Raw genomic sequence first — 24,644 nt, forward strand, 5'->3', positions numbered from 1 at the left:
ATCGGTCCAAATCCGGACCCTGTTGAAATCAGTAACTTATCCACAAGGAAAATTCAAATCCGAACATCGTTTCTCGAAGTGTTATGACCGGATATCGCATGAAATTCAGGCAGTCATTGTCGGCTCCGTGAAAACGCCGATCCATGTGGCACAACGGCCATGCCGTGACGGGCGCGCAACATATGTCATCGTTTCCCGCGCAGCCGCGAAACCGTTCTCAGAAACAGTCTCGGAAGCCAGGCGATTTCGTCGAATTTCCGTTTGAGTTCGGCATGTTCCGCTTCGAGGTTCTCGAAACACGTCCCGAGATGCTGATGCGCATCGTGCAGTTCTTGCCAGGCTTCGCCAAGGCGTTTGATTTCCGCCGCATCCTTGGAATGTTTCGCAAGAAGTTCGGGATGTGCGAGATCCAGGATCGGACGTAACTTCTGTTTCAAAGGGTCTGCAAATGTCGGCTTTTGTGCAAGACATGCGCGATCCACGAAAAGCAGGATGTTCTGGCGATACCAGGGCTCGACTTGGGGAATATCCCAAATCCGCCCGCGCAAGACGTCAAGGCAGGTGTATCCTTTCGCCTCGAAATGACGACACCAATAGCTTGGGAGGGCCTCGTTGACGTGCCCCTCGCCACCCTGGCCGGGCAGGGCGGCGGAAAAGAGAATGACCGGGCTCAGCGCGGTGAGATTTCCGACAAGCGTTTCCGCGGCGCTTTCGGGCAGGTGTTCGGCGGCTTCGAGACAGAGCGCCAGATCGAAGCGGCGGCCAAGGCCCAGCGGTTGCCCGATATCCGCGGCAACGAAGTTTTCGACCGGGATCCGCAGCGTTTCTTGAGCAACCCACGGCCCATCAATCCCGAGGACATCGTCTGTGCCCCAGTCACTCGCCGCCTTTGCCCAGGCACCTGACCCGCATCCGACATCGACGAGGCTCTTGGGGTCAAGCGCATCGAGAACCATCGGCAGAACGATTTCCGCGGAACGTCGGCTGCCTTCTTCGAGCGCGGCGTGATACTCGGTATCGTAGACGCCCGTCTGCGGCACATCGGGAGGATCAGCGGGGCTCATTTTGCGTCACACGTCCCTGTGTCGGTGGGCGTACCAGCGCCCAACCAAGGTATGTCAGACCGGAAAGATACCCCCGGACCACGTCCCCGGACAAAACCGCGTAGTGGAACATGTCCTCGCCGGTATATCGCCAGAGGGCGCGGGAGATCAGCCTGCCGATGATCCATTTCGGAAGGTCGAAGAACGCCTGTCGCAGGTTGCGCCAATCCCGATCATACGCGAATTGTGCAAAAAGCGCGACGAGATGGCCTTTGAAATAGCCACGCGCCTGTTGCCGAAGGTCTTTCCAATCCGCGCGATGCACATGGCGGACAACGGAAAGCGGCTCGTAACGCGCTTCGTGGCCGGAACTAAGCGCGCGGTACCAGAATTCGGAATCGTCGCCACAGCCGCCGGCCGCGCCCGGCCCGATGCGTTCGTCAAACCCGCCAAGCTTGAGGGCCGTACTGCGCCGGATCGCCATGTTCGCACCCGCGCCGATGTCCCAGACCGGAATGGCCGTGCGCGCGAAGTGGCAAAACTCCCGGTCAAAGCGCAACGGGACGACGCCCATTCCGCCGAAGCCGAAACAGAACTCGAATCCGACCTGCGCATCGGTTTCCAGTTTGAGAGGCAGGACCAGCCCGCAGACGACCGCCACCCGGTCCGTTTCGAAGGCTGCCAGCAGCGGGTCGATCCAGCCCGGTTCCGGGCGCACGTCGTCATCGACAAAGACCACGATCTCTGCCGTCGCCTCGGCAAGCGCCGTGTTTCGTGCGTTGCTCAGTCCGCGTTTCGGTTCGGGCACGTATCGCGTCCCGCCGAATTCCGCGACAATGGCCTGGGTCCGGGGCGAAGGGGCGTTGTCGATCACGAGGATCTCTCGCCCGGCATCGATCTCGGCCTCCAGGGATTTCAGGCAGGCCCGAAGCGGCCCGGGGCGGTTGGCGGTACAGATCGCAATTGTGGCCGACAGGTTGGACCGCCGCGCAGTCCGCCAGTCCATCATCCGCTCGATGCGCTGTGACACGTCGTTGGTACTGACCGACCGGATGTCCTCTGGAAAGGTGCGGGCCGCGTGCACCGAGACCGCGGAAAGGTAGGTTTCCCCGGACGAAACAAGCGCGGGCAGGGCGGGTTGAACCGCCTGCACGGCCAGTTTCAGGAATTCGCGCCTGTGCAACGGAAATTCGCCCGCCGACAGTTCCAACCGGCCAAGATACGCCCCCTTGAACCACAAGAGCACCAGCACGGCGCGACACGCATCCGGCCGATCGATCATGTCCGGAGCGGCGTCCAGGGATACGTTCATAATCTTCCAGGGGGCTTTCGGGATCATGCGTCTTTCTCCGCCTTGCGCAGAGAAACGCGTTTCTGGCTTCGTTCATATTCACCCAAGCAGCCTGCAAGCGCCCCGGCCAGTTCAGCCCAGTTCAGACGCGGCGTCAAAGGGCCGCGCCCGGCCAGCGAAAAGACAAGGCGTTTTGCCCGCTGCACGACATAGGTCGCGAGGGTGCGTCGCTGAAGCTTGAACATCTGCGGGTCGCGTGCCTTCGTTTTTCCCAATAGGGCCCCGTTGGACAGGCCCCAGGAATGATACTGCTTGCGAAGCCCCGGCATGTCGCGACGGTGTTCGTGATGCACCATCAGACCCGGCAGATAGATCACCGGATGACCGGCCCTGATGACGCGGTAGAAGCTGTCGCTGTCGCCTCCGCCCGGCAAGGGCGGGCCGGTATCGAGCGCCTCGTCGAAACCGCCGATCTCGCGCATGACATGCGCCGAAAAGACCATAGACGCGCCGGTTCCGAAATTTCCCTGACCCGTCGGATGAAACGGATCGCCATACCGTTCCCGGGCGAAGCGCTTGAACTGAAAGCCTTTGCCAAACCCGCCGCTGCGCTCGAACCGCATTTGCGCTTCGGTCTCAAGCATCATGGGCATGATCGGACCGGCAAAACCGCCCGCAGTGGGGCTGTCGGCGATGCCCTCGATCAGCGCGTCAAGCCATCCGCGATCCGGTATCGCATCGTCGTCGATAAACCCCAGCCAGTCGCCCTTTGCCTCGACAAGCGCGCGATTGCGGCCGAAATTCAGACCGGGCACGGGTTCGACGACATATCGGACCGATGGAAAGTCGGCGACGGCATCGCGGGTGCCGCTGTCGCTCGGTGCGTTATCGACCACCACGAGGTCGACCGCCGCTCGGGTGGCCTGGTCACGGCGTTCGACAAGCGCCTCGAGACAGCGGCGCAAGAGGGCAGGGCGGTCGCGTGTGCAGATCGCGATTGTAATCGCAGGAGCCGGTTCGGGTGTCCGGGCGGGGGCAAGATCATCCAGGAAGGCCGCGCCGAAACCGGCGTCGAAGACGTGATCCACATGGGTTTGCAAAGTGTCGATGGGCACGACGTCCCCATGCAGGGCTCGGGACAGCCAGAACCGTCCCACCGGGCGATCCCGAAACCGGACAAGCACATGCGCCCCGTTGATCCCTTCGGCAAAGGCCAAAGGCTCCAGCGGGGTGTCCAGCGCGATTTCGACCATTGCAAAGGGTGGCGTCGTGAAATGTCTGTCCCACATAAACTCATCCGTCCTGCGCGATGCGGCTCTCTTCGTTGAACAGGGCCGCGTACACGCCGTCCCGTGCCGCAAGGTCGGAGGGCGTGCCCTGTTCGATCACGCGGCCTGCGTCCAGGATGACGACATGATCCGCCGTCTCGATGGTTTCCCGGCGATGTGAAATGACCAGCGTCACACGGTCTGCCCGCGTCTTGCGGATCGCGTTGCGCAACGCCAGGTCGGTCGGACGATCCAGTGCGTTCGTGGCTTCGTCGAGGATCAGCAAGGCCGGGTTCCGCAACAGCGCGCGGGCAAGTGCGATGCGTTGCCGTTGACCGTGGCTGAGCTGCACACCGGTATCCCCGATGCGGGTCTCGTAGCCGTGCGGCAGGTCGCGGATGAAATCGTCGGCTTCAGCGGCGCAGGCCGCGGCTTCGATCGCGGACCGGCTTGCCGAAAGGTCTCCGTACCGTATGCACTCGTAAACCGATGCGTCGAACAGAAACGCGTTTTGCTCAACGACCGCGATACGGTCATGCCACGCGGTCGGATCGATCTTGTCGAGATCGACTCCATCGACACGAACCCGCCCCTCGCTGGGCGGCGTGAACCGCATCAGGACCGAGGCCAGGGTCGATTTCCCCGCGCCTGACCGCCCCAGCACCGCCGTCACCTCTCCGCGCTTGATCGTGCAAGTCACATCGCTCAGGGACGGCGCAGCCGCGTCCGGATAGCGGACAGTGACATCCTCGAAGACGATCCCGTCCGTGATCTGCCTTATCGCCATCCCATTCCGGCCTTCCCGCCGGCGCGGTGACGGTTCGAGCGCGCGTACCATTTCCTCGATCGGAGCGGCAAATCCCTGAAGCGCGGTTCGGGCGCCCAGCACCTCTGCCACGCGGGGTTGCAGGCGATAGGCAATCGCAAGGAAACCGATCAGCAGGCTGATCGAATCGCCCTGCCCAAGCGCGATGGCCAGAAGGACCCCGACAACCAGTATGTTCATTGTCTGCGAGATCGGCGCGACCAGGCCAGACCGGATCTTGAACCGCAGCAATATGTTCGAAAGACGGCTTGAGCTATCGGAAAACCGCGTTCCCTCGTAACCTTCACGCCCGAAAGCGCGGATGGTGCGCAATCCCCCGATCACCTCCCAGGTCAATGACAGGAAGCTTTCGTTGGCGTTTTTCGACTCCAGCCCCAGCGCGTGGACGGCGCGCGTGGCAAGATGCACCAGGCTTGCCGTGACGAGTGTCAACAGCACGAGGGCAAGTGTGTAGATCGTCGACAGCGACAGAAGAAAGCTGAGGAATACAAGGCAGAAGACCAGGTTCACCAGGGCTCCGATGATAACGAAGACCGCGTCACAGACCTGCCAGGGAATCTCCCAGATATTGTTGATGAGCTTGCCGCGCGACGCGCCTTCGACGTCCGATAGCGGTCGCGTCAAGACCTGGTCGAAAACGGAAAGGCGCAGATTGTGGGCCAGTCGGATCGCAAGCACGTTCGAAACGATCATGTTGACGAAGCTGATAAGAATTCCGGCAACAAACGCCCCGAGGATCACCGCGACCACCATGACAGGGTCCGGCTCATCCGTTCCGCCGAACCAAGCCAAGAGCGTCCCGACAAATGCAATGTCGGTCCCGTTCGTTTCCCCTGTGACCACTTCGACCAATGGGATCAAGAGCGACAGACCCAACCCCTCGAAGAAGGCCGACATCATGGCAAGCATGATGATCAGGCCGATCAACGCCTTCTCGCTCCCGGCAAGACCGAGAACCCGCCTGAGATTGCGAATTTCGGCTGACACGGACATCCCTGTCAATTTCGCGCCGGGTGGTACAGCGTCGATAGATGCAGGATCGGTCACATCACGCTTGGGTTTCCGGCCAAGGCGAACCGAGCGGCGGTCGTTTCTCAGGGCTGAAAACGCATCCAACCAGACCCCCAGTCGGCCCGCCGCCAGATCACGCGTTCCGTACCTTGTCGACCTGCGCCATGTTCTCACGGAACCACTCAAGTGTCATGCGGACGCCATCTTCGTACCGAACCTCACACTCCCATCCGGGAAGTATCTTTCGAGCGAGAGTAAGGTCGGGACAACGATTGGTCGGATCCTGTGGCGGCGAGGGTTCATGAACGATCTTGCACCCCCCCATAATATCGGAAATGTATTTTGCGACGTCGAGCACCGGAATTTCCCGGTCATTGCCGATATTCAAGGGACCCGCATAGTCGATCGGATCGCGCCAGAAATACCGTGCGAGGCCTTCGACGATGTCGTCCACATATCCCCAGCTGCGTGTCTGCAGTCCGTCACCGTACACGGTCAGCGGTTCGCCGTTCAGGGCTTGGGAAATGAAATTGGACACCGCGCGGCCGTCATCGACACGGGTTCTGGGGCCGTAGACGTTGAAAAGACGCGTGACGCGAAGATCCAGACCGTTCACCCGACGCTCTTCGAAAAGCAGCGATTCGGTTACACGCTTCGACTCGTCGTAAGATGACCGTGGACCCGTGCAATCCACGGAACCGCGATAGCTCTCGGGCTGCGGCGAGACTTTTGGATCTCCGTAGACTTCCGATGTCGAGAAAAAGCAGAACCGGCCTCCTTTGGACAGCAGGTCAAGAAGACGCAAGGCGCCACCCAAATTCGCCGATATCGTACGTCGGGGTGCTGCCATATACCAGGGAGGGGACGCAGGCGAAGCCAAGTGGTATACTTCGTCAAACCGTTCCGACGTCTGGAATGTCTCGATGTCGGACAGTTCAAACTTGAATCGCGGGTCAGAGATATGTGCGATATTGTCGGCCAAGCCGGTCCAAAGGTTGTCGACACAGACAAGAAGCGAAACGTCACGCCGTTCAAGCAGCCGATCGCAAAGTTGGGAGCCTATGAAACCGGCTCCTCCTGCCACAAGAATGCGCTTTCCAATTTTATCGTGTAACACCATGTTGATCTCACTAAAATAAGTTTCGAGATAATCCTGTGTGATTTTGCACACAATCGTTAACGTGTCTACAGTAGAGAAGAGACCTGCGTCATCAAAGATCTTTGAGTCGAAACCCAACTCTATCTGCCGAATTGCCCGAAGCGGTACCTGTTCTGCAAAAAAAATAGCCGCTTCCTTGACGAAAAAAGAAAGCAGCGCATGGAATCAGTGTGTTGGAAACAATAGGGACCCTTCGCAATGCAACCGGTCTGAATTGCTTTCGCGATCACGCGGTCAATTGGTCATTGGGGCCATTGAATGTCGCTGGCAAGAGCACGTCGTCATGAACCTCAAGACACCAGCTTGTCTGCAAGGGGCACGACAATCCCGCCGGGGGCAAGCCGGCGGGATACTTGACGTGAGTGGCGAATCGTACGGAAAGATAAGCGCGATTTTTGTAAGTTGAATCAAGTCAGCACTTATCAACCCAAAGGTGCATACAGGCTGACGCCGTTTATTCTTTTCCGTCTATTTTGATTTGACGTGAAAATCCTGGTGAGACGTGATCACAAGAATGACACCGAATAAGACTGTCGGTGTCACTCTCGATTTCCAAGGCCACGTTTACGAGAATGCTCCCGCAGCGACAGGTTCGGATCTTGAATTTCCAGCAGCATCAAACCGGAAGATACCATTTGCAAACTCCGCCGATACGGATCGGGCAGGAGAGTCTGATCTCACTCTGAAATCCTGGGCGTCTGGATCCAGAAATAACGGGTCGACATCCACCAGGTTATCCGCAATCAGGAACGCGTTTCTTCCCCTGAACTCGTTTACGTAACCGGCAGCGCCATCACTTTTGAAGATGATGTTTCCGATAAAGTCGAAATTTCGAACAATTCCGTTTGCCTGCCAATCATCATCGGCCCAGGTGTCCAGGCGAACCGAATTGGCATAGCCCAGCTGGTTGCAATTGTAGACCGTGTTGAACCTTATGCTCACATTCGTGATCTCTCCGTTCGGCCCGTCTCCCGGATGCCCCTGGCAATAGATCCCGGACTTCTGCATGTCGCGAAGAAGATTGTTGTAAACATTGATGTTTATCAATGATTGCGCAAGCGTCACCGGATCCGGATCACTCGTGTCGGATTCTCGCGCCAGCGTGATTCCAATCGCACATTCCCACACGTGATTGTTGTAGATGTCGATATTCTCGATCGTGTTTCGGCCGGTATCCAGGTAAATACCATAGCGTTCAATGTTCCATACGCGGTTGCCATGGATCGCACCACCCGACACTCCTGCCTTGTAGTCGATGCCATATTGGCGGCTGTCGTGAACGTCATTGTAGCGCGTAATGATGTCTCCACAGCTGGAAGAAACCGTAATGCACTCGTTTACGCCGCCACCGGGCCGACCGGTCGCGTCATTTGACAGGTTCTGATTGAAATCAGACAGCATATTGGTGCTTGAAACGTCATTGTATTCGATGACGACATCTCTGGTGCGGGGCATGGGTTCCGACTCCTTGCGCCCCATCCAGGGTGGAAAGCCGACGACCATGATTCCGGGATTTCCCGTGCGTCGAATAAGGTTGCCGGAAATGACATGGTGGCCATAGCTGGTGCCTTGCTCACGGCCCAGTATGTAAATGCCCTCATACGAGCAGTCCTGGATGGTGAGATTGCGGATATGGATATGGTTCTGTGCCTCGATCCGTACGCCGCTCCGCCAGGCCATGCCCGATCTCGCCCCGGTCCCGCCATACACCGCATGATTCTGGAGATCGCCCTGGATCACCGCTTGGCGTTCTTCACCCGGCAGGGTCGTGATGGTGATGGGTTTTCCGGGCAAGCCGGAGGTCTGGACGATAAACGGGTCGTAGCTCCCCGCGCGCAGGTATACCGTGTCTCCCGGAAGCGCGGCAGCAAGCGCCGCGGTGGGTGTCCGGAACGGCGACGCAATCCCTCCGGTGCCGCTCGAATCATTGCCGCCGGGCGATACGTGAATCGATCGCGAGCCGCCAAGATCAAGCTGCCCTTGACGTCGCAAAGCCTGGTCCGAGACTTCCCAGCTGACCGCGACATTTCCGTCTTCGCTCGCAAGACGTAAAGAGACGAACCCGAATGTCAGGTCGCCATTCACGTTCAAGAATGCATTGGTGTCATTGTCTGCCGCGACCAGATCGACACTGTGCACGCCCGGGGCATAGGACAGCTGTTGGAACGCGAAGGGGCCGGAATTGTTCGTGAACAACCCCGTCGTTCCGTCGTTTCGCAGGATGCTGTAGGCCAGAACATAGCGCGCCCCCGGCGTAAGCGGGCCCAAGGCCCGCGATACAATCGACCCGCTGCCGGCAACGCGACCGGGCTCTGTCGTCTCCGCCAGTTCCGGCCCCTCGGCGAAAGACGGAAGGTCGATATTCCATTGCGCCTTGCGGCACGAGACGAATCCGAAGGTCACTGACCCATCAAGATGCATCAGGCTGGACGACGACACGTTTTCGGCGCGAACCAGGATGTTGTGAATGCCCAGATTTGTGGGAAGCGACTGCGGTGCAAACGGGCTGTCCTCAGCTGCAAACCGCAAATCGTCGCTCCCGCCGGACCCGGTAATCTCGTAAGACACCAGGTAGGCGATGCCGATTTCCAATGGCTGCGCCAGATCCGAGACGTTCAGGTTCGATCCCGAGACCAGCCCCGGATTTGGCGTCTCCGCCAGTTCCGGGCTCGTCAGGTCCAAAGCCGGAACCTGCTCGCGCATCGAAATGCCATCAATTACAAGCTGCGAAACCGTCAGGTCATCGGGCCGATAGGCGCTGGCCTCGGTCAGGCGCAGTGTCATCCGGGATTGCGTGCGATCGAAATCCGACGCAACCGTGAATGCCGCTATTTGCCGTTGCTCGGCGCCGATTCTCCTGAATCCGAGTCCGATCTTATTCATGGCTGACGGAGGCATGTATTTGGGTTTCGCTGTAGCCCCAGACGCGACTGCCAGAGCCGCCAGGCCACAGATCGCTGATCGTCTCGAAAAAGATGTCATAGGGTTTCAGCCGGATACTGCCGTCTATTGTCATCGGCGCGGCAATCGTACCGCGTTTCACGAAAAGATCATAGCTGCTCAGGTTTTGGACTCTGAGGCTGGTGACATCGTTCTCCGTCAATTCCACCCAGGAATCTGCATTCCCTTGGATATTTCGCTCACTCATGGCTAAGCTCCTGTTTGAATGGAAGATACGCGATCACAGGCGCGCCGTGATCGCTCACGCCGTGTCGGTATCTGTCGGGCAGCGTTCTGCAACGCGTTGCGGAAGACCTGCGAATTGGAAAGGCACACGGGGTCGCGCTTCCGCCTCGGCTCTTCTCCGACGCGGCGAATTCCGGTCGAAGCCGTCGCCCCGATTTTTGAAATAGTCCTTGCATCGCACATCCTGCGCAAAGGGTCGGCTTTGAAGCAAAGCGTGAGGTAAAAGTCTTTACCGGCGGTTAGACGGGCAGGCGGCTCAGCAACCGCTTGTTAACTATTTCGAAAATGGAAACGAAGAGTTGCGATTCGATGCTGGCGAGACAGGCGCGGCTGATGTAGCAATGCAAAATGGCTTCAATGTATGTTGCGACATTCCTGATCCGTCCGGCCGCGCAGCTTGTGATTTCAGCCGACAGCGACCGATTGCCCGAATTCTGGGGGAGCCGTTAAATTGATCGATCCGCATTTGGCTTCCGGTGACGTCCGTTTGCAGATTCTGCTCGCCAAGGTCAGCCTGAGCGCCGAGGAACGCGTTGCCGCGGCAAGCCTTGCGCGACAGGTCGAAGACTGGGACGCTTTGCTCGAGACCGCGGCGCGAAACTTCAGCCTGCCGATGATGCGCCTTCATCTCGGTCAGATGCCGGCAGAGGTCGTTCCGGAAGACGTTCTTTCCCGGCTGAACGAAGCGGCCAATGCATCGGCAATCCGAAACATACAGCTGATTTCGGCTCAGGCCGAATTCGTCGAAAAATGTCTTCAACCGCTCGGGATTGATGGGATATTCTTCAAGGGCGTCAATATTGCCCAGCAGTTCTATCCCGATCTGGGTCTCCGCCCCTGCCGTGACATCGACATCTTGCTGCCGCCAGGTTCGATACGCGCTGTGACGATGAAAGCGATCGACCTCGGCTACGAATTCGTCATACCAAGGCGCTCTGGGAAGCCCCTGAAGACCAAGGACGAATTTGAGGCAGCACTTTACTATCGTGGGGACGCCAACCTGATTTCCCCGGGCGGCGCGGCCATTGATCTTCAGGAAAAGCTCGACAAGCATTCCGGTATCTTCAGTGGGCTGGACGTATTCGCCCAAGCTGTTCCGATGAGCGTCGGCGGAAGAAAATTCCTGACCATGCCTCCGGCCTTGCTGTTCAATTACATCTGTCATCACCATGCGCGACACACCTGGTCGCATCTTCATTGGCTCAGCGATATCGACGCGATGGTCAATTCCCCGACATTCGATCGCGCCGATGTCCTGTCCCTGGCCGATCAACTCGGACAGCGGGGAACCGTGGAGGCCAGCCTTGAAATGCAGCAGTTGATGTCGCCTCTGGCCTCCTGGGACCGGACACCGGAAACGAAGCGAGGGTTGCAGTTCCTCGAACTGTGCTTGCTCAATCTTCCGGGGCGACTGGATCTGGAAAAACGCATCGCCATCAAGATGACCGGCGGCGAGTTCATGTTCGATTGGCAGGCGAACCCGGAACTGATCCGTCGGGCCCGTTGGCGTCAGATGCTGCACATCTTCAAACCGACGGTGCAGCAATATGACAGGTTCCCGCTGCCGCGCGGCCTGCGCTGGGTGTATGTCGTCCCGCGACTGGTCGACGTTCTCTATCAAGCCCGCGTGCGCACACGAAAACGCCCGCGCTAGGGCGGCACGGTCCAGGCGGAAACCTCTTCGCCGTCGGCACCCTGCCGCTGTCCTCGGGTGGGCCTGAACCACTGAACCACCGCGGCTGCGTATCCATTTCCCCAACCCTACCCGGCCCAGTGCGAACGGATTGCCCCCCTGCGCCTTCTGTCCTACCAAGGAGATATGACCGACGGCGTGATGATCGAAGCAGCGGAATTGCGGATGGTGCATCTGCCCTTGTTGACGCCCTTCGTCATCTCGACCGGGACGATGACCCACAAGACATTCCCGCTACTGATCCTGCGCGGCGAGGGGCTCGAAGCGGTGGCGGAAGGGGTGATGGACCCGCTGCCCGACTATCTTGAGGAAACCACCGCAGGGGCGCTGGACCTGTTGCGAGGCGCGGTGCTGCCCAAGCTGGTGGGTCAACGGATCGCGTCCCCGTCGGATATCGACCCTCTGCTGGCCCCCTGGCGCGGCAACCGGATGGCCAAGGCGGTTGTCGAGATGGCGGTCTGGGATCTCTGGGCGAAATCGCTTGACCAGCCGCTGCATCGCCTGCTGGGCGGCGTGCGTCCTGCCATCGAAGTGGGCGTCAGCCTTGGCATGGCCTCGCTTGACCAGACGCTCGACCGGATCAGTGCATCGCAGGCCCAGGGCTATCGGCGGGTCAAGCTCAAGATCGCGCGGGGGCATGACCTGGCGCTCCTGGCCGGCGTCCGGGACCGCTTTCCGGACATCAGGCTGACCGTGGATGCAAATACCGATTACGCCCTGTCGGACCTGGCCCTGATCCGAAGGATGGACGCTTTCGATCTTGATTATATCGAGCAACCGCTGGCCTTCGACGACATCTTCGACCACGCAAAGTTGCAGCAAGCGATCGGCACCGCGATCTGTCTCGACGAGAGCATCCGCTCGGCCAGGGATGCGCGGGTGGCGCTTGAACTTGGGGCCACGCGGGTCATCAACATCAAGGTGGGCCGCGTCGGCGGCTTTGCCGAGGCGCGCAGGATCCACGATGTCTGCGCCGCGTTCGATGCGCCGGTCTGGTGCGGCGGCATGCTCGAAAGCGGGGTCGGGCGGGCGCACAACATCCACCTCGCGACGATGCCGAACTTCACCAAACCGGGCGATACTTCCAGCGCCAGCCGCTATTTCGACCGGGATATCGTCAACGAACCGCTCGAGGCGACAGATGGCCTGATGCCGGTGCCACCGGGGCCGGGCATCGGGGTGAGCCTGGACTACGAATATCTCGACCGGGTCTCCGAGGTGGTTGAGGTCTGGTCAGCATGACCGACCCGGTGTTGCGCGACCTTGCCTCGCTGTCCGAGATGAAAGCCGCGGAATCCTTCCAGCGGCTGGTCTGGGGCAGGGACGACCCACCCGACAATTCCGACATGCTGCTGGCGATCCAGCACGAGGGCGGATTGGTTGCCGGGGCGTTTGTCGGCGATGTGATGGTGGCCTTCCTGTTCGGCTTTCCGACCAGCGACCCGCAGGCTCAGCATTCGCACCGCCTGGGGGTGCATCCCGACTGGCAGGGGCAGGGGCTTGGCCTGCGGATGAAGCTATACCAGAAGGACTGGTGCGCTGCCCGCGGGATCAGACGGGTTCGCTGGACCTATGACCCGATCCGTCGCGCCAATGCGGCGCTGAACATCGACCGGCTTGGGGCGACCGCCTGCACCTATTACCGCGATTATTATGGCCCGATGGAGGGGATCAATGCCGGTGTGCCCTCGGACCGTTTGCTGGCCGAATGGGATCTGACCCGCCCGGCCAAGCCCCATGTGACTGCCGAACGCATGGTGCCGATCCCGCCGGATTTCACAGCGCTTGTGCAGGACGATCTGGGAAAAGCGCAATCCGAACGCCTGCGCGTCCGCGCCGCGTTGGAATCGGCCTTCTCTGACGGGCTGCACATCGCGGGCTTCGACCGCGCGCAGACCGCCTATCTTCTGGCGCGGGGGTGATTCTAGAGACTGTCCCGGAACGTGGTCAGGAACGCCTCGGCATTGGTGCGCAGCGACGGCCCGAGATAGCCGCCTTCCTGGATGAGCACCGTCGGCAACCCCATCGCGGCGATGCGGCGGGCCATTTCGGCAAAGCCTTCAGGATAGACATCGACAGCCGCCAGCGGATCATCCGCCGCCATGTCGAACCCCAGCGACACCACCAGCGCCTCGGCGCCGAAATTCTGGATCGCGGCGATGCCCCGGTCCAGAGCCGCCATCACCTCGGCCTCGCCATCGCCCATGTTCAGCACCGCGTTGAGCGTCGCGCCCAGCCCGTCGCCTTCGCCGGTCTCGTCGGCATAACCAAGGTAGAAGGTCGGATAGACCGCCGGGTCGGGATGCAGGGAACAGAAGAACACGTCGCCCCGGTCATAGAAGATATCGAGGCTGCCATTGCCGGTATGCACATCCACGTCCAAAAGCGCCACCTTGCCCCAGCGCCCGCGCATGTGATGCGCTGCGATGCAGGCGTTGTTGTAGAAACAGAACCCGTTCGAGCAGTCGGTCATCGCATGGTGCCCCGGCGGGCGGCTCAGCCCGTAAGAGGCGCGCGCGCCGTCCATCACGTCTTTGGCCGCCGAAACCGCCGTCTGCGCCGACCAGTAGATCGCCTCATAGGTGTCCGGCGTCAACGGCGTCGACGTGTCGGTCATCCACCAGCCCATCGCGCCGTTGATGTCCTTGGGACAGCGCCCGCGCCGCGTGCCGGGATGGCGTGTCGGGATTCCCAGCGCGCCTTCGGGGGCCTCGGCCAGGAACCGCGCATAGGCATCGGCGAAGAAATCGACATAGTCGGGATCATGCACAGCCTTGACCGGACCCAGCCCGAAATCGCCCGGAGCCTCGACCGGAAAGCCGTTCGCAAGCAGCATGTCGCGGATCAGGATGGCGCGTTCGGGCTGTTCGGGATGCGGCATCGGCGCGCCGCCGCGATAGTAGACCTCGGGTTTGTGGCCCAGCTGGCGCTCGTCGAAAAAGGCTTTCATCGGGTCTTCCTTGGTTGGTCTCAATAGCCGGTGGTCTTGTCCACCGCGGCGGTCGGGCGCTGGCCGCGTTCGATCTCCTGCACGGACCGCACCAGCGTATCGCTGACCGCCTTGGGCGACGTGACACTGGCTTCGTGCGGCGTGACGATGACCTTGGGATGGGTCCAGAACGGGTGATCTCCGGGCAGGGGTTCTGTGTGGAACACGTCCAGCGATGCCCCGCCGATCCGACCACTGTCCAGCGCCGCCAGCAAATCGTCCTCGACCAGATGCTGCCCGCGCCCCAACTGGATCAGCACCGCGCCCTCGGGCATGCGGGCAAACAGATCCGCATTCAGAATGTCCCGTGTCGCATCGGTCAGCGGTAGCACGTTGATCAGGATGTCGGACCGCGCCGCCACCTGCTGCACCGCGTCAGGCCCCGCGACGCGCGTGATGCCGTCACCGCTGTCGCCACCGGTGCGGGTCGCAGCATGCACGGCAAAGCCCATCGACGCGACGGTTGTGGCAATCGCCTGTCCCATCAGCCCGTAGCCCAATACGCCGACCGTCACCTGCGATGGCGGGCGCAGCGTCTTGATCGTCGTCCGGTCCCATGTCCCGGCCTCTTGCGCGGCCAGGTAATTGCCCATGCGCCGGTGATGCCAGACCACGTGCCACGCCGCGAACCCCGCCATGATCGCGGCCTGTTCATCGTCATGCACTCGCGTGACCACCGCCCGTTCCGGCAGGCTCGGGTTGCGCAGAACGCCGTCCACACCGGCGGCGATCACCTGCACCAGTGCGATGTTCGGATACGCCTCGAACGCATCGGGCGCGGGCCGCCAGACCAGCGCAAAGCGGATGCGCGACGGGTCGGGCACGTCCTCGGGACGGTAAAGCTTGAGCCCCGGCGCGGCCTCGACCGCCGCGCCGAACAAATCAGGCAGGTCCAGTGCCGAACACAGGTAGACGCCTTCGATCACGTCCGCTTCGGCTTTGACGGCCAATTTGCTCATGCCTGCGCCTCTTTCTGCGCGGCCAGGGCCGCTTCGTGCGCCTTGCCCGGAATCGCGTCCAGCAGCGATTGCGTATAGGCGGTCTGCGGATTGCCCAGCACCTGCGCCGAGGGCCCGAACTCCACCATCTCGCCGCGTTGCATGACGATGATGCGGTCGCAGACCTGTGCCGCCACGCGCAGATCGTGGGTGATGAAGATCATCGACAGGTTCAGCCGGTCCTTGAGGTCGGCCAGCAGATCCAGCACCTGCGCCTGAATTGACACGTCCAGCGCCGACACCGCCTCATCCGCGATGATCACCTCGGGGTCGAGCGCAAGCGCACGGGCGATCCCGACGCGCTGCCGCTGCCCACCGGAAAATTCATGCGGAAACCGGTCCATCGCCGACGGATCAAGGCCCACGACGCTCAGCAATTCGCGCGCCTTGTCCCGCGCGCTGGCCTTGTCGGTGCCATAGGCGATCAGCCCTTCGGTCAAGATCGTGCCGATCCGCGACCGGGGATTGAGCGACGAATAGGGATCCTGGAACACCATCTGGATGCGCCGGCGGTGTTGGCGCAGCGCGTCGCCGGTGATCTTGGAAATGTCCTGCCCGCCGATCTTGACCACGCCGTTCTGCGGGGTAAGCAGCCGCACAAGGCACCGGCCCAGCGTCGATTTGCCGGACCCGCTTTCGCCCACGATGCCGATGGTTTCGCCCTGGTACAGGTCGAACGTGGCCTTCTGAACCGCCTTGACCACGCGGGGTTTCTTGAAGAACCCGCCGGTGCGGCTGGTGAAGGTCATGTCCAGATCACGCACGCTCAGGATCGGCTGCGCGGTCTGTTCGACGCTGTCGCGGAACGTCAGCTTGGGAATCGCATCCAGCAGCGCGCGGGTATAGGAATGTGTCGGATCGAGCAGGACTTTGTCCGCCTCACCGGCCTCGACCACCTCGCCGTGCTGCATGACGATCACCCGGTCGGCAATGTCGGCCACGACGCCGAAATCATGGGTGATGAACAGAACCGCCATCCCGTGCCGCTTGCGCAGATCTTCGATCAGGTCGAGGATCTGCGCCTGCGTCGTCACGTCGAGCGCCGTTGTCGGCTCGTCCGCGATCAGGAGCTTCGGCTCCAGCGCCAGCGCCATGGCGATCACCACGCGTTGCCGCTGACCGCCGGACAGCTGGAACGGATAGGCGCGAATGGTCGTGTCGGGGTCCGGCAGGCCAACCTCGTGCAGCAGTTCCAGCGCGCGTTTGCGGCGCTCGGGCGGGGTCAGCAGGTCATGCGCCTCGAACACCTCGGCGATCTGGTCGCCGATCCGCATCAGCGGGTTCAGCGCGCTCAGCGGTTCCTGGAAGATCATCGAGATGTCCTTGCCGCGCAGGGCCAGCATCTCGGGCTCGGACAGTGTCAGCAGGTCGCGCCCTTCGAAGGTGATACTGCCTGCCGAGGGCGTCACCCCTTCGGGCAAGAGCCCCATCAGCGCATTGGCCGACATGGATTTGCCCGACCCGCTTTCGCCGACGATGCAGAGGATCTCGCCCTTGTCCAGGGTGAAGGACACGTCCTTGACCGCCAGCTCGCGATCCGCACCTTTCGGCAGGGCGATGGACAGGGTGTCGATGGCAAGCAGGCTCATGACGTGCGCTTTCTGAGCCGGGGGTTCAGCGCGTCGTTCAGCCCTTCACCGATCAGGTTCAACGCCAGCACCGTCAGCAGGATCGCGACACCGGGAATGAAGCTGAGCCACCACGCGCTGCGCAGCACGGTCCGCGCGGCCCCGATCATGTAGCCCCAGGACATCACGTTGGGATCGCCAAGCCCGAGGAAGGACAGCGAACTTTCCAGCAGGATCGCCGTCGCCACCATCAGCGAGGCCAGAACGATGATCGGGGGCAGGGCATTGGGCAGCACCTGCCGCAGGATGATGCGCAGGTTGCTTTGGCCCGACAGCGTGGCCGCCTCGACAAATTCGCGATTGCGCAGCGACAGCACTTCGCCGCGCACCAGACGCGCGACAGGGGGCCAGGAGACAATCGCGATGGCAAGGATCACGTAACTCAGCGTCGGCTGGAAGATCGCCAGCAGAACGATGGCCAGCGCAAAGCTCGGAATGGTCTGGAAGAACTCGGTGAAGCGCATCAGCGCGTCATCGACCAGACCGCCATAGTAACCCGCAAGCGCGCCGATCGGGATGCCGATGGCCAGCGCCACGACGGTGGACACCAGCCCCACCAGCAGCGACACGCGCGCGCCGTGGAACAGGCCCGACAGCACGTCCCGCCCCAGAGCATCGGTGCCCAGCGGCAGGCCGTCCATCTCGAACGGCGGCAGGAACGGGCGCTGCACCATCGACCACGGGCTGCGCGGAAACAGGAACGGGGCGGCGATGGCGCAGGCGATCACGATGGCGATGATGACAAGGCCAATGACGGCGCCACGGTTTTGGCGGAAACGGGACCAGAACGCCTTCATTGCGCCAACCGGATGCGGGGATCGACGATACCGTACAGGATATCGGTGATCAGGTTGAACAGAAGCACCATCGCGGCCGAGATGAAGAACACGCCAAGGATGACGTTGTAATCCCGCTGGCTGATCGCTTCGAACATCAGCCGCCCGATGCCCGGCCATGCAAAGACCGTTTCGGTCAGGACCGCGCCGCCGACGATCTGGCCCGCTTGCAAACCGGCCAGCGTGATCACCGGCAAGAGCGCGTTGCGCAGCACATGGCGGCGTTGAATGACCGAATTGCGCAGCCCCTTGGCGCGCGCCGTCTTGACGAAATCCAGCCGCGACACCTCGAGCATCGAGGCGCGGGTCATGCGCATGTAGATGGCGGTAAAGAACAGGCCCAGCGTCGTTGCGGGCAGGATCAGGTGCTTGCCGATATCCAGCACGCGGGCCAGCCCGGTATAGTCGGCCCCGATGGTCTGGTAGCCGAATCCGGGAAGCCAGCCCAGCCAGACCGAAAACAGCAGCGACGCCATCAGCGCCACCCAGAAGAGCGGCGTGGCGTAGAACAGAAGCGCGAGGCTCGAAATCAGCGTATCCCACCACGTGCCCTGCGTCTGTGCCGCCAGAACGCCAGCGGCGACACCGATCACGATGGAAATGACAAAGGCGGTCGCAGTCAGCAAGAGCGTTGCGGGAAGGCGGTCCCAGATCAGCTCGGCCACCGGCATCTGCTGGCGGTAGGAAAAGCCCAGGTCAAGCTGAACGGCGCCCTTCATGTAATTCCACAATTGCACCGTGAACGGCTGGTCCAGCCCGAACCGTTCGCGCAGATCCTGCAGGAATTTCTCGTCCGCCGCACCGGCTTCGCCCGCCATCACCGCTGCCGGATCGCCGGGGGCGGCATGGATCAGAACGAAGTTCAGCACGAGGATCGCCAGCAATATGAAAACGGCCTTCACAAGCCGCGCCGCGATGAAGCCAAGCACAATGGAGTCCCTTGGTTAAATCGGTCAATGCCACCGCCGCGCCACATCTCTGGGCGCGGCGGTGCAAGGATCAGCCTTGATTACTCGCGGTCAAGCCACGCATCGCGCATACCGTCATTGACGCCGATGGCGGTGCTGACCGGGTTCTTCAGATCGCAGCGATAGATCGTCGGGAACTGAAGCTCGAGCATCCAGGCCACCGGCACGTCATCGACGACGATGTTCTGCACCTCGGTGTACAACTCCTGACGCGCAGCGTCGTCTGGCTGGATTGCGGCTTCGGCAAACAGGCGGTCGGCCTCTTCGTTGACATAGCCCGACACGTTGTTCCACGGGCTGCCTTTGGCAATGTTGGACGAGATATAGCTTCGCGCCACACCCAAAGCCGGGTCGCCGTACTGGTAGAGATAGGTGAAGGCGAGATCGAAATCCCAATCGCCGGTCTTCTGGTTCCAGCCCGCCACGTCCGTTGCCACCAACTCGGATTCGATACCGACCTCCGACAGGTTCTGCCGGACCGCTTCGGCCCAACGCTGCCAGGTTTCGCCGTAGGGCAGGGGCAGGATTTGCAGCGTTTCGCCACCGTAATCCGAGGCTGCGAGGTACTCTTTGGCCTTTTCCGGGTCATAGGAAATGTCCGGCGTGTCCGGCTCGTGGAAGCGCGTGACCGACGAGACCGGGCCCTTGGCGACGGTGCCGTTGCCGTTCCACAGCGCATCGCGTGCGAACTCGCGATCCATCGCGTGCATCACCGCCTTGCGCAGGTTCTTGTCGGTCATCGGACCTTCATGCATGTTCATCCACATCCAGGAATGCGGACCGAAGAATTCCCAGCCGTCATTGGTGAAGCAGACATTGTCCATCGCCGTCAGGCGCGGAATGTCGAAGTTCTCGACCGACCCGCCGGGAAGCAGATCGACCTGACCGGTCTCGAACGCAACCGATCGCGATGCGGCGTCCGGGATCACCTGGTAATAGATTTCATCCAGGTAGGGCTTGCCCTCCATGTAGTAATCTTCGTTCTTCACCAGATGGATATACGAACCGCGCTCCCATTCGTTGAACTTGAAGGGGCCGGTGCCGATGGGCGTGTTGTTCGCCGGGTTGTTGGCGTAATCGGTGCCTTCGTAGATATGCTTGGGGATCATCGGCATGGTCCCTGCCTCGAAGATGCCAAGGAACGGGCCGAAGGGCTGTTTCAGGGTAAAGACAACCGTCTTGTCGTCGGGTGCTTCGATGCTCTCGACATGCACGAGGCTTGCGCGCAGGCGGGCATGGGTCTCGCGCAGGAACTCATCGACCGAGAACACCACGTCTTCCGAGGTAAACGGCTCGCCGTCATGCCAGACCACGTCATCCTGAAGCGTGAACGTATAGGTCAAGCCGTCTTCCGACTTGGTCCATTCCTTCGCCAGCGACGGCATCGGATCGAGGTTCTTGTCGTAACGCAGCAGGCTTTCATAGATCTGCCCCGCCACCATCTGCGTCGGGCCGTTCTGGATCAGGCCCAGCATCAGGCCCGGCGGTTCCGGCTGGATCACCGCGTTCAGCGTGCCGCCCGATTTCGGGGTCTCCTGTGCTGCAAGCGAGGACGCGATGGCAATGGCCGCGGCGGTCGTCAGGTATTGAAATGTCTTCATGTGTGGTCTCCCTGTTGATGGAGGTGAAACACCCGGCCCGGCTTATTGTGACAGGTCCGGATAATGCTTGAGCGCAAGGCGCAGATACGCCTCCCACTCGGGGTCTTTCCTGTCCGGGTTGCCCCGGTCCTTTGTCATGGATTCGTATTGCTGCGCCGTGAATTCGGCAAGGTCTTCGGACACCCGGTTCAGATCGGCCCCGGATGACAACAGCGCCAGCTGCGCCTTGCAGGTCCGTTCGAGGTTGTACATCAGCGCGAACGCCTCGCCCACGGTGCCGCCGCAGGTCAAAAGCCCGTGGTTGCGCAGGATCATCGCCTTGGCATCACCCAGATCGGCCACCAGCCGTTCGCGTTCCGCCAGATCAAGCGCGATGCCTTCATAGTCGTGAACCGCCACGCGGTTGTAGAACTGCAAGGACCATTGGTTGAGCGGCAGGATGCCATCCTTCATCGACGAAATCGCGACCCCGGCCACGGTATGCGTGTGCAGGACACAGCTCATTTCGGGCCGGGCGGCATGGACCGCGCTGTGAATGGTGAACCCGGCGGCATTGATGCCCGCGCCATATTCATCGCGGATGATGTTGCCATCCAGATCGACCGTCACGAGGTTCGACGCGGTCACTTCGTCAAAGCGCAACCCGAACGGATTGATCAGGAACCCGTGCTCTGCCTCTTCTTTGGGCGCTCGGGCGGAAATATGGGTGAAGATGCTGTCATCCAGCCCGAAATGCGCCACAAGACGATAGGCGGCAGCCAGGTGAAGCCGCTCCGTGGGCACGCTGTCGATTGAATCATGCTTCATGTGCGGACATCTCCAACAGGTCGGATCGGCGTGGCAGGTCTTGAAAACACGTCATTTTCCAAGCCGCCCGGCAAGGCCGCGCAGGGCGGTTTGCGCTCGGGTCGGATCAGCGTAACAAGCACTTGCGCGCCTGAAAAATAGCCTGAAGCTATGTCTTGTAGTGTTTTGGGTTATGTCTCTTGCGGCGTCAGGCTTGCCAGCACCTCGTCCGCGATGTCGAGAAACGTTTGCTCGGAGGGGGTGAAATGCCGGGCCGGATCGGCCACGAAATAGAGATCGGCGCGCAGATCGGGGCCGGGCAGGTCAAGCTGCCACAGGGTCTCGTCGCGCATTTCGCGGGCCACCGCGTGGATCGGCAGGACCCCGATGCCCAGCCCCGCGGTGATCATTCGGCAGACCTCGGCGAAATCGCCGCTGGTGCCGCTGATGTTGCGGCCCAGCCCGGTGCTGTCGCGCAGCGCGATCATCGGTTCCGGCGCGCGGCCCTCGGCATCACAGGAAAACGAGATGAACGGCATGTCGCGCAATTCGGCCAATGTCACGTCGCTGCGGCCAAACAGCGGATGCTCGGCGCCGCAGAAGACGCCGTAGCGCGCCCGCAGCAGCAGGTGACAGGCCAGCCGCGACAACGGCCGCTGCATCAGGCACACGCCGAAGGGCACACTCCCCGAGGCGACATTGTGCAGGATCGTGTGGCTTGACGCGATCTGGAGGTCCAGCACCACGGACGGGTGCCGCTGATGCATCAGGCGCAGGATCTCGTCGAAGAGGTCGCTGCGTGCGCCGGTCACCACCTGCACCTTCACCGTGCCGACAAGGCCCGAATGCAGCGCACTGAGCTTTTCTTCGGCGCGCAACGACGCCTCGAACATCTTTTCCACTTCGGAAAACAGAACCTGCCCGGCGGCGGTCAGTTCAAACTCGCGCTGTCCGCGCTGCACCAAGGTCTGTCCCAGCGATTTCTCCAACCGTTGCAGGGATGCGCTGACCGACGGTTGCGTCACGCCCTGCGCCTTGGCCGCGCGGGTCACACCGCCTTGCGACGCGACGTGGTAAAAACTGCGCAACAGGCCCCAGTTGTCGCATCTGCCCGTGGCATCAAGGTCAGGTGGCAGCGCTTTGTTCATCACGCCGCCTCTTCGGTGACCAGCCGTTTGCGCAACTCCGCGATCTGCGCCAGCATCATCGGCCTGGCCGACACGAGATCCGCCTCGATGGCGCGCCGGGCAGCAGGGCCGTCGCGCCGGGTCATCGCGTCAAGCAGGGCATAATGCTGGATGTTCAGCCCGGTGGGCTCGGTGTCATAGTAACAGGCCACCAATGGCCCCATCTGAAGCCACAACCCCTTGAGGATCTTCTGGAGCACCGGCATCCCCGCCAAGTCGCTCAGGGCAAGGTGAAATTCCTGGTTGCCCTCGGTCGCATCGGCCCAGCGGCGTTTCTCGATCGCCCGGTCATTGCGGTCCAGCAGCCTCCGCAGATCGCGGATCTGCGCTTCGGTCGCATGCTCCGCCGCGCGCTCGGCGGCAAGCCCTTCCAGGGACAACCGGATTTCGAGGATCTCGAGATAGGTCGCCTCGGACATCACGGGCACGCGCACATGTTTCGGCGACCGCTGTTCCAGCACGTTTTCCTGCGTCAGCTGCTTGACCGCGTCGCGCACCGGTGTCGTGCTGACCCCAAGCTGATCGGCCAGCCCGCGGATCGTCAGCCGGTCGTTCGGGCGCATCTGCCCGGTCAGCAGCGCCTTGGCGATCCGGTCATAAACCTGCTCGCCCAGGGGGGCCCGTCCGATGATCTGCATGTCGCGCAATGCCTCCGTGCTGGGCGGTTTGATGTATGATGCATCAAATTCTCTTGCCACGCCACCCCCTGACCCGTTAGCAGTGAGCGCAGATTCACCGACATTTGCGAAAGAGCTGCCCCATGGACATGCGCCCGAACTCAGACGAAGCCCGCGACATCGCCTATCACTTCCACGGCTACACCAACGCCCGCGTGCACGAACAGAACGGCCCGCTGATCATGGATCGGGGCGAGGGCGTGCATGTCTTCGACAACCAGGGCAACAAGTATATCGAAGGCATGTCCGGCCTCTGGAGCGTGGCTGTCGGCTTCAACGAACAGCGCCTGATCGACGCCGCGACCCGGCAGATGAGCAAGCTGCCTTATTACCACAATTTCGCCCACCGCTCGCACGGCCCGGCGATCGATCTGGCGGAAAAGCTGGTCGGCATGGCGCCGGTCCCGATGAGCAAGGTGTTCTTCACCAATTCCGGGTCCGAGGCGAATGACACGATCCTCAAGATGCTCTGGTATCGCTCGAACAGCCTTGGCAAGCCGGAAAAGAAAAAGGTCATCTCGCGCATCCGCGGTTATCATGGCGTGACCATCGCGTCCGCGTCGATGACCGGGCTGCCCTACAACCACAAATCCTTCGACCTGCCGCTTGACGGCATCCTGCACACCACCTGCCCGCATTACTGGCGCGAGGGCCAGGAGGGCGAGAGCGAAGAGCAGTTCGCCACCCGCTGTGCCGAGGATCTGGACGCGATGATCCAGGCCGAAGGGCCCGACACCATCGCCGCCTTCATCGCCGAACCGGTGATGGGCGCGGGCGGTGTCGTCGTGCCGCCCGCAACCTATTGGGAGAAGATCCAGAAGGTGCTGGGCAAGTACGAGATCCTGCTGATCGCCGACGAGGTCATCTGCGGCTTTGGCCGCACCGGCAACATGTTTGGCTGTGACACCTACCAGATCAAACCCGACATCATGACCATGTCGAAACAGATCACCTCGTCCTACTTCCCGTTTTCGGCCTTCATGATGACCGAAGAGGTCTATGCGCCCATCGCCGACGAATCCGGGCGCATCGGCGTGCTGGGTCACGGCTATACCGGCGGCGCGCATCCGGTGGGCGCGGCGGTGGCGCTGGAAAATCTCAAGATCATCGAGGAGCGCGATCTGGTGGCCAATGCCGCCGAACGCGGGGCCGAATTGCAGACGGGATTGCGAAAATTTGTCGATCACCCGATGGTCGGCGAAGCACGCGGCGTCGGCCTGATCGCGGCGCTGGAAATCGTCGCCCCCGAAGGCCGCGCCGAAGACTTCGCCCCCGGCAAGCTGGGTGCGGGTCTCAACGCGCATTTCCTGAAAAACGGCCTGATCTCGCGCAACATGATGGACGCGATGGCCTTCTGCCCGCCCATGATCATCAAGGCTTCGCAGGTCGCCGAGATCCTGTCTGCGGTCGAACAGAGCCTCGACGGATTCTCGGCAGAACTGGCCGCCTGATCCGCTCGGCACAGGCGCGCCGGGCAACAAACCCGGCGCGTCACCC

Annotated in this window: 20 protein-coding genes; 4 read left to right on the forward strand and 16 right to left on the reverse strand. The window is 61.5% G+C overall.

Going from position 1 to position 24,644, the window contains the following annotated elements:
* Positions 1-185 precede the first annotated feature (185 nt).
* The 7 genes from LCF60_RS06145 to LCF60_RS06175 all read right to left on the reverse strand — a co-directional run bounded on the left by LCF60_RS06145 (position 186) and on the right by LCF60_RS06175 (position 9,746).
* Complete coding sequence (locus tag LCF60_RS06145; protein ID WP_292290424.1) at positions 186-1,064, reverse strand: methyltransferase domain-containing protein; 879 nt, start codon at positions 1,062-1,064, stop codon at positions 186-188.
* Positions 1,051-2,382 (reverse strand): glycosyltransferase, encoded by a 1,332-nt coding sequence (locus tag LCF60_RS06150; RefSeq protein WP_292290425.1) that lies wholly within the window; start codon positions 2,380-2,382, stop codon positions 1,051-1,053. The genes LCF60_RS06145 and LCF60_RS06150 overlap by 14 nt, the downstream gene beginning before the upstream one ends.
* A complete protein-coding gene (locus tag LCF60_RS06155) occupies positions 2,379-3,623 on the reverse strand; it encodes a glycosyltransferase (RefSeq protein ID WP_292290426.1) in 1,245 nt (414 codons plus the stop codon). Before LCF60_RS06155 ends, LCF60_RS06150 begins: the two co-directional genes overlap by 4 nt.
* Positions 3,624-3,627: 4 nt before the next feature.
* Positions 3,628-5,415: an ABC transporter ATP-binding protein gene (locus LCF60_RS06160; protein WP_292290427.1), complete on the reverse strand. Its 1,788-nt coding sequence runs from the start codon at positions 5,413-5,415 to the stop codon at positions 3,628-3,630.
* Positions 5,416-5,572: 157 nt separating this feature from the next.
* Positions 5,573-6,676 (reverse strand): NAD-dependent epimerase/dehydratase family protein, encoded by a 1,104-nt coding sequence (locus LCF60_RS06165; protein WP_292290428.1) that lies wholly within the window; start codon positions 6,674-6,676, stop codon positions 5,573-5,575.
* 486 nt (positions 6,677-7,162) lie between these two features.
* Positions 7,163-9,481: a right-handed parallel beta-helix repeat-containing protein gene (locus LCF60_RS06170; protein ID WP_292290429.1), complete on the reverse strand. Its 2,319-nt coding sequence runs from the start codon at positions 9,479-9,481 to the stop codon at positions 7,163-7,165.
* Positions 9,474-9,746: a hypothetical protein gene (locus tag LCF60_RS06175; protein ID WP_292290430.1), complete on the reverse strand. Its 273-nt coding sequence runs from the start codon at positions 9,744-9,746 to the stop codon at positions 9,474-9,476. The genes LCF60_RS06170 and LCF60_RS06175 overlap by 8 nt, the downstream gene beginning before the upstream one ends.
* 525 nt (positions 9,747-10,271) lie before the next feature.
* On the opposite strand from LCF60_RS06175, the gene LCF60_RS06180 reads away from it, so the two are divergent.
* The 3 genes from LCF60_RS06180 (at position 10,272) to LCF60_RS06190 (ending at position 13,399) form a co-directional block, all read left to right on the forward strand.
* A complete protein-coding gene (locus LCF60_RS06180; RefSeq protein ID WP_292290549.1) occupies positions 10,272-11,438 on the forward strand; it encodes a nucleotidyltransferase family protein in 1,167 nt (388 codons plus the stop codon).
* 165 nt (positions 11,439-11,603) lie between these two features.
* Positions 11,604-12,719: an o-succinylbenzoate synthase gene (menC, locus tag LCF60_RS06185; protein WP_292290432.1), complete on the forward strand. Its 1,116-nt coding sequence runs from the start codon at positions 11,604-11,606 to the stop codon at positions 12,717-12,719.
* Positions 12,716-13,399, forward strand: a complete 684-nt coding sequence (locus tag LCF60_RS06190) for a GNAT family N-acetyltransferase (RefSeq protein ID WP_292290434.1) — start codon at positions 12,716-12,718, stop codon at positions 13,397-13,399. The genes menC and LCF60_RS06190 overlap by 4 nt, the downstream gene beginning before the upstream one ends.
* 2 nt (positions 13,400-13,401) lie before the next feature.
* On the opposite strand, the gene LCF60_RS06195 is transcribed toward LCF60_RS06190, so the two are convergent.
* The 9 genes from LCF60_RS06195 to LCF60_RS06235 all read right to left on the reverse strand — a co-directional run bounded on the left by LCF60_RS06195 (position 13,402) and on the right by LCF60_RS06235 (position 23,108).
* Entirely contained in the window at positions 13,402-14,427 is a 1,026-nt protein-coding gene (locus LCF60_RS06195; protein ID WP_292290435.1) for a histone deacetylase family protein, read from the reverse strand.
* 20 nt (positions 14,428-14,447) lie between these two features.
* Positions 14,448-15,425 carry a glyoxylate/hydroxypyruvate reductase A gene (locus tag LCF60_RS06200; RefSeq protein WP_292290437.1) on the reverse strand — a complete coding sequence of 326 codons (978 nt, stop codon included), beginning with the start codon at positions 15,423-15,425 and terminating at the stop codon, positions 14,448-14,450.
* Positions 15,422-17,053 (reverse strand): ABC transporter ATP-binding protein, encoded by a 1,632-nt coding sequence (locus LCF60_RS06205; RefSeq protein ID WP_292290439.1) that lies wholly within the window; start codon positions 17,051-17,053, stop codon positions 15,422-15,424. The genes LCF60_RS06200 and LCF60_RS06205 overlap by 4 nt, the downstream gene beginning before the upstream one ends.
* Positions 17,050-17,889 carry an ABC transporter permease gene (locus LCF60_RS06210; RefSeq protein ID WP_292290441.1) on the reverse strand — a complete coding sequence of 280 codons (840 nt, stop codon included), beginning with the start codon at positions 17,887-17,889 and terminating at the stop codon, positions 17,050-17,052. The genes LCF60_RS06205 and LCF60_RS06210 overlap by 4 nt, the downstream gene beginning before the upstream one ends.
* On the reverse strand, positions 17,886-18,857 hold the full coding sequence (locus LCF60_RS06215; protein ID WP_292290443.1) for an ABC transporter permease: 972 nt from the start codon (positions 18,855-18,857) through the stop codon (positions 17,886-17,888). Before LCF60_RS06215 ends, LCF60_RS06210 begins: the two co-directional genes overlap by 4 nt.
* An 80-nt stretch (positions 18,858-18,937) precedes the next feature.
* Positions 18,938-20,497, reverse strand: coding sequence for an ABC transporter substrate-binding protein (locus tag LCF60_RS06220; protein WP_292290445.1), 1,560 nt, complete (start codon positions 20,495-20,497; stop codon positions 18,938-18,940).
* 42 nt (positions 20,498-20,539) lie between these two features.
* Positions 20,540-21,304 carry a class II aldolase/adducin family protein gene (locus LCF60_RS06225; RefSeq protein ID WP_292290447.1) on the reverse strand — a complete coding sequence of 255 codons (765 nt, stop codon included), beginning with the start codon at positions 21,302-21,304 and terminating at the stop codon, positions 20,540-20,542.
* Positions 21,305-21,474: 170 nt separating this feature from the next.
* Complete coding sequence (locus LCF60_RS06230) at positions 21,475-22,431, reverse strand: LysR family transcriptional regulator (protein ID WP_292290450.1); 957 nt, start codon at positions 22,429-22,431, stop codon at positions 21,475-21,477.
* On the reverse strand, positions 22,431-23,108 hold the full coding sequence (locus LCF60_RS06235) for a GntR family transcriptional regulator (protein WP_292290451.1): 678 nt from the start codon (positions 23,106-23,108) through the stop codon (positions 22,431-22,433). Before LCF60_RS06235 ends, LCF60_RS06230 begins: the two co-directional genes overlap by 1 nt.
* A gap of 122 nt (positions 23,109-23,230) precedes the next feature.
* Between LCF60_RS06235 and LCF60_RS06240 the strand changes: the two genes are divergently transcribed.
* Positions 23,231-24,598, forward strand: a complete 1,368-nt coding sequence (locus tag LCF60_RS06240) for an aspartate aminotransferase family protein (protein ID WP_292290454.1) — start codon at positions 23,231-23,233, stop codon at positions 24,596-24,598.
* Positions 24,599-24,644 lie beyond the last annotated feature (46 nt).

This window comes from Marivita sp. (assembly GCF_020055635.1).
Taxonomy (GTDB): Bacteria; Pseudomonadota; Alphaproteobacteria; order Rhodobacterales; family Rhodobacteraceae; genus Marivita.